The sequence below is a fragment of the Deinococcota bacterium genome (assembly GCA_030858465.1).
Classification (GTDB): domain Bacteria; phylum Deinococcota; class Deinococci; order Deinococcales; family Trueperaceae; genus JALZLY01.
Genome location: JALZLY010000106.1, coordinates 1 through 6008, shown reverse-complemented (window position 1 = coordinate 6008; position 6008 = coordinate 1). Strand labels below are relative to the sequence as shown.

Annotated in this window: 5 protein-coding genes and 1 tRNA gene; 4 read left to right on the top strand and 2 right to left on the bottom strand. The window is 70.3% G+C overall.

Annotation, left to right across the window (positions count from 1 at the left end; genetic code table 11):
• Both M3498_05035 and tadA read right to left on the bottom strand, forming a co-directional pair.
• A tRNA-Ser gene (locus M3498_05035) sits at window positions 1–91 on the bottom strand.
• 73 nt (window positions 92–164) lie between these two features.
• Entirely contained in the window at window positions 165–1841 is a 1677-nt protein-coding gene (gene tadA / locus M3498_05030; protein MDQ3458660.1) for a tRNA adenosine(34) deaminase TadA, read from the bottom strand.
• A gap of 38 nt (window positions 1842–1879) precedes the next feature.
• Between tadA and M3498_05025 the strand changes: the two genes are divergently transcribed.
• From M3498_05025 to M3498_05010, 4 genes are all read left to right on the top strand, one after another.
• Window positions 1880–3082 (top strand): phosphopentomutase, encoded by a 1203-nt coding sequence (locus tag M3498_05025; GenBank protein ID MDQ3458659.1) that lies wholly within the window; start codon window positions 1880–1882, stop codon window positions 3080–3082.
• Window positions 3083–3183: 101 nt separating this feature from the next.
• Window positions 3184–4563 (top strand): ThuA domain-containing protein, encoded by a 1380-nt coding sequence (locus tag M3498_05020; GenBank protein MDQ3458658.1) that lies wholly within the window; start codon window positions 3184–3186, stop codon window positions 4561–4563.
• 104 nt (window positions 4564–4667) lie between these two features.
• Window positions 4668–5774, top strand: a complete 1107-nt coding sequence (locus M3498_05015; GenBank protein ID MDQ3458657.1) for a ThuA domain-containing protein — start codon at window positions 4668–4670, stop codon at window positions 5772–5774.
• A gap of 1 nt (window position 5775) precedes the next feature.
• A partial coding sequence (locus tag M3498_05010; GenBank protein ID MDQ3458656.1) for a hypothetical protein occupies window positions 5776–6008 on the top strand: 233 nt, incomplete at its 3' end.

Here is a 6008-nt window from a genome sequence, read left to right as displayed (position 1 = left end):
TGGCGGAGAGGGTGGGATTCGAACCCACGGTGCCCCAGAAGGACACAACGGTTTTCGAGACCGTCCCATTCAACCGCTCTGGCACCTCTCCAGGCAGAGCCTTTGTAGTATAGCGCATTTTGAGGGGCTGCAAGCCTCCTCGTGAACGGCGCTGAGCCCTGCCGCTAGTCCTCGGCGCGACGACTTTGAAAAAAGCGGCTGAGCAGCGCCGAGGCCTCCTTGGCCAGCACGCCCGAGCGGCGCTCGAGCCGGTGCTTGAGTCCGTAGTCGGCGAGGTCGAGGACAGTCCCCGCCGCCCCCTCGCGGCGGTTGTCGGCGCCGTAGACGAGCCGGCTGAGTTGCGCCTGAAGCATGGCGCCGTAGCACATGGCGCAGGGCTCAAGGGAGACGTAGAGCGTGCAGCCGCCGAGGCGCCAGTCGCCGAGCGCCTCGGCGGCCTGGCGCAGGGCCAGCATCTCGGCGTGCGCGGTCGGGTCGCGGGCCGTCTCGGTGAGGTTGCTAGCGGCGCCGACAAGCTTGCCGTCCTTTACCACCACCGCGCCGACGGGCACCTCGCCCCTGGCGAAGGCCCCTTGCGCCCCCTCGAGCGCCAGGCGCATCCAGGGGAGGTCTGGGTCCTCTTGCGGCCTCGCCACCCGCACGTCCGCGGCCAGCCCTTCCCCCCCCGGCCCTTCCACCCACAAGACCTCCGAGCCCGAGGCCAGGACCCTGAGCCCCCCCCGCGCCTCCCTGGGCACCTTGCGATCGATGAGCAGGTCGCTCACGCTCTTGCTGCCGCCGGCTAAGCGAATGCGGTCGCCGGGCCGGCGGGAGCGGAAGACGAGGTCGGGAAACCCTTGCAGCGCCTCGGCGTCGAGTTCGGGCGGCAGAGGGTCGGTGGCGGGGTGGACCCCTGACTCGCCCGGCGCCGGCCCTCCTCCCGGTGCCTGCACGCGGAGCCGGCCGTAGGCCAGCCGCGCCTCGTAGCCCCTGGGCAGGGAGAGGCGTGTAGGGTGCTCCCTGCCGAGTTGCGCGCGGAGGCGCTCGAGCCCCTCCCAGTCGGGCGCCAGGCCGGCCTCCTGCAGGAGCCGGGCGAGGGCGTGGCGCTGCGTCGCCGCGTCCCGCGCTGCCAGCCGGAGCGCGTCGAGCCCGTCGTCCACGTCGTCCAAGAGCGGCGCGACGAGGGCGTCGAAGTGCTCCGCCTGCGCGCGCTGCCCCTCGGCCAGCCGGGCCAGCGTTCGCCTTATCCGCGGGTAACGCGCCCCCAGCCCCGGCAGGATTTCAGCGCGCAGCCAGGCGCGGGTGAGGCGGGTGTCGCGGTTGCTCAGGTCCTCGAGGTAGGGCTGCCCCTGGTCCCGCAGGTAAGCCAGCAGCGCCGCGCGGCCCTGGCCCAGGAGCGGCCGGACCACCCGCCCCCGGCGCGGCGCCATGCCCTTCAAAAAGGCGGCGCCGCGCAGGAGCTGCATGAGCACCGTCTCGGCCTGGTCGTCCAAGGTGTGGCCGGTCAGGAGCGCGTCGGCGCCGACCCGTTTGGTCAGCCGGGTGAGATGGCCGTAGCGCAGGCGGCGGGCGGCATCCTCGAGGTTCCAGCCCTTGGCCGCCGCGACCCTCGCCACCTCGGCGCGGGCTATGTGGACCGGGACGCCCAGGCTCTCACCGAGCTCGGCGACAAAGGCGGCGTCGTCCGCCGACTCTGCCCGCAGCGCGTGGTCGAAGTGGCCGATGTGGAGCGCGTAGGGCCCGCCGCGCAGAAGCTTGAGGAGCGCCACCGAGTCCGGCCCACCCGAAACCGCCACGACGAGCGTCCCAGCCTCGGGGACGAGCGCCGCTACCGTGGTCAGCACCTGATCAGCCAAGGTCACCCCGCCATTATGCCCCAGGCGCGACCTATACTACAGGCATGACTACAGGTACTACAGGCATGATCCGCACAGGCAAGGCCGTCACCACCATCACCATCGTCGTCTTGGACTCCGTTGGCGTCGGCGCGCTGCCCGACGCCGAGCGGTTTGGCGACGCGGGGGCGCACACCCTGGACCACACCCTGGCGGCGACGGGCGCGAACCTGCCCAACCTGGCGCGCCTGGGCCTCGGCGCCATTCCTGGCGTCGGCGGCCTCGCGGCCACCCCTGCGCCGCTGGCCTGTTACGGACGCATGGCCGAGGTCTCGCCCGGCAAGGACACCAGCACCGGCCACTGGGAGTTCATGGGGGTGGTCCTGGAGGGGGCCTTCAAGACCTACCAGCGCTTTCCGGACGAGGTGATGGCGGCCTTTGAAGCGGCCACCGGGCGGGGGACGCTCGGCAACCTTCGGGCCTCGGGCACGGAGGTTATCGACGAGCTCGGCGAGGAACACCTGAGGACGGGCAAAGCGATCGTCTACACCAGCGCCGACAGCGTCTTTCAGGTGGCCGCGCACGTGGAGGTCGTGCCCTTAGACGAGCTCTACCGCGCTTGCTTGGCGGCCAGGGAGATCCTGCGGGGCGAGCACGCGGTGGCCCGCGTCATCGCCCGGCCCTTCGCGGGCGAGCCCGGCCGTTTCAGGCGCCTCGGCCACGCCCGCAAGGACTACTCGCTCGAGCCGCCTTATCCCACCGTCTTGGACAGGCTCAAGGAGGCGGGGCTCGAGGTGATCGGCGTCGGCAAGATCCCCGACATCTACGCCCGGCGCGGCTTCACCGAGGAGGTCTCCAGCACATCGAACATGGACGGCGTGGACCAGACCGTGGCGCTCATGAAGCGGCGGCCGCGGGGGCTCGTCTTCACCAACTTAGTCGAGTTCGACTCGCTCTACGGGCACCGCCGCGACCCGGCGGGCTACGCGCGGGCGCTCTTAGACTTCGACGCGCGGCTGCCGGAGCTGTTGGCGGCGACCGGCGAGGACGGTCTGCTCGTCCTGACCAGCGACCACGGCAACGACCCGACCTGGCCCGGCAGCGATCACAGCCGCGAGTACGGGCTGTTGCTCGTCTATGGGCCGGGGCTTCGAGCCGCCGCTCTCGGTAGCCGCGAGAGCTTCGCCGACCTGGGCGCCACCGTCGCGGAGCTTCTGGGCGTCGTTTGGCAGGGGCCGGGTAGGAGCTTTGCCGGTTTGCTCGAGTAGCGCGGGTGATAAAGCTGTACCGGACATCTGTTAGGCTGGCTAGGCTAGAACCCGCGGCACATCGCGGGTTATAAAAGGGCGGGTCATGAAAGGATTGCCGTATGACGACTATGACGACTATGACGATGTGGTCATCCTGGCCGCGCTCTGCTGGCCTGATATGCGCCCTGATATTCGCTCTGGCGGCCTGCGGGGAAAGCACGCCCGGTAGCGGCGACGCAGGAGATTTCGGGCTGAGCCTCGAGCCCAGGACGCTCGAGCTCGAGCAGGGCGGCGAGGCGAGCGTTGCCGTCACCGTGAGCCGCAGGGGCGGCTTTGGCGGCGCGGTCGCGGTGAGCCTGGAGGCTGCGCCGCCAGGCGTCAGCGCCGATCCCCTGACGGTCGGGGCGGCGGAGGCGAGCGGCACGCTCATACTTCGCGCGGCGGCGGACGCGCCGCCGGTGACCTCGGCGGCCGTCACCGTGCGGGGCGTGGCCGCAGGAATGGAACGCAGCGCCGGCACCGCCTTGAACCTTTCGGTCGTCGGTGCGGACGACGGTGCGGACGACGGCGGGGTCAGCATCGTGAGCTTTACCGCCAGCCCGGAGGCCGTCACGCCGGGAGAGAGCGTCACCCTGTCCTGGCAGGTCGAGGGGGAGAGCACCGTCGCGCTCGAGCCGGCGAGAGGCGACCTAGCCGGCCGGACGAGTTACGTGGTGTGGCCGAGAGAGGACACCACCTACACCCTGCGCGCCGAGGCGGCCTCGGGTGAGCCGTCCGTCCGCGAGCTGACCGTGACGGTCCGGGAGGAGACCGGGAGCTACCGCGTGCTGGTCTTCAGCAAGACCGCTCGAGGCTTTTTCCGCCACCGCGAGACCATTACGGCGGGCTTGGCGGCGATCCGCCGGCTCGGTGCGGCTCACGGCTTCAGCGCCGACCACAGCGAAGACGCCGATGACTTTAACAGCGCGAATCTGGCGCGCTACGACGCGATAATCTTCCTGATGACCACGGGGCCCGTCTTGGACGCCGCCCAGCAGGCCGCCTTGGAGAGCTTCATCCAGGGCGGCGGCGGCTTCATGGGCGTCCACTCCCCTTCGGTGGTGGCCTACGGTGAGAACCGTCCCACGTACTGGCCCTGGTACGAGGGGCTGGTCGGCGCCTACTTCGCCAACGAGGCGGGCTTTCAGAACGCGACCATCGTGGTCGAGGACCGCGAGCACCCCTCGACCGCGCACCTGCCGGGACGCTGGCAGCATTACGACGAGGTCTACAGCTTCCACAGCAACCCGAGAGGGAACGTCAACGTCCTGCTCAGCTTCGACGTCTCGAGCGTCCGTGGCACCACCATGGGTCCGGACCACCCCATCGCCTGGTACCACGACTACGACGGCGGCCGCGCCTGGTACACCAGCCTCGGCCACTTTCCGGAGAGCTGGCGTGACGACGAGGCCTTTTTGGAGCACGTCCTGGGCGGTATTCGCTACGCCGCGGCGAGGTAGCGGCGAGGTAGTGGGATGAAGAACTCGCCTGGTCGGGCTCATCCTGGCTTAAGGCAGGACTGTTACCTTGACAGCTACCTTGACGGCACCAAAGGAGACCATACATGCGCACGCTTTCCACCCTTTTCATCACCCTCCTGCTGGCCGGACTCGTTCTGGTCGCCTGCGGCGCGCCCGCGCCGGGCGAGAGGCCGGACCCGGACTTCAGCCTGACGCTCAGCCCGACCACGCTCGAGCTGGAACCCGGTGACAGCGCCCCCGTGACGGTGAGTATCATCCCCACGGGCGGCTTCAGCGGGCCGGTGACGGTGAGCCTCGAGGAGCCGCCTACCGGCGTCAGCGCCGCGCCCCTCAGCCTCGAGACCAACCTCAGTGGCACCCTCACCGTCGCCATCGCCGAGGACGCCCCGGCGCTGAGTAAGACGCTTGCCGTGCGCGGCCTGAGCGGCGGGCTGACGAGGGACGCTGAGCTGGCCCTGAGCGTCACGCCTCAAAACGGCAACGGCGAGGACGAGGCCTTGAGCCTCCTGGTCTTCACCAGGAGGCTGGGCTGGCACCACAACAACGCCATAGCCGAGGCCATCCTGGCGGTGCAGGGGCTCGGCCGCGACAACGGCTTCACGGTCGTCCACAGCGAGGACCCCAGCGCCTTCAGCGAGGACAACCTGGCAGGGTACGACGCGGTCATGTTCCTCTTGACCTCGGACGACGAGGAGACCGCGGAGGACGTTCTGGACGAGGCCGGCAAGGCGGCCTTCGAAGGCTACATCCAGGCGGGCGGCGGCTTTGTCGGCGTCCACTCCGCCTCCGACACGGGCTACGGCTGGCCCTGGTACGGCGAGCTCGTCGGCGCCGTCTTCGACGCCCATCCGACGGGCGACTTGCAGTTCCAGGAGGTCGCGCTCGTCGTCGAGGACGCCGACCACCCTTCGACCCGGCACCTGCCCAACCCCTGGCGGCGCAGCGACGAGTGGTACAACTTCCGCAGCAACCCGCGCGACAGGGGCGTCACCGTGCTCCTGCGCATCGACACCGCGACCTTCGAGGGCGGCACCATGGGCGACGACCACCCCATCGCCTGGTACCAGGACTTTGGCGGCGGGCGCTCCTGGTACACCGCCGGCGGCCATACCGCCGAGAGCTACGCCGACCCGGCCTTCATGCGGCACCTCCTGGGCGGCATCCTCTACGCGGCAGGGCGGGAGGACTAGGATGCCCAACAAGGCTTGCAGCTCGAGCAGGTCTACGCTCTTGGCGCTGGCCATGAGCCTCCTCCTCGCCGTGCTGACCGCCTGCGGCGGTGCGGCGAACACGGCGGGAGGCTTCAACCTTGCGCTCCCCTCCGCCAGCCTCGAGCTCGAGCAGGGCCGGAGCGCCCCGGTCGAGGTCAGCGTCGGCCGCACCGGCGGCTTCGCCGGCCCGGTGACGGTGACGCTCCTCTCGGC

Coding starts and splice junctions, on each gene's coding strand:
- M3498_05015 (MDQ3458657.1), top strand. CDS start 4,668: ATGCGCACGCTTTCCACCCTTTTCATCACCCTCCTGCTGGCCGGACTC.
- M3498_05025 (MDQ3458659.1), top strand. CDS start 1,880: ATGACTACAGGTACTACAGGCATGATCCGCACAGGCAAGGCCGTCACC.
- M3498_05020 (MDQ3458658.1), top strand. CDS start 3,184: ATGACGACTATGACGACTATGACGATGTGGTCATCCTGGCCGCGCTCT.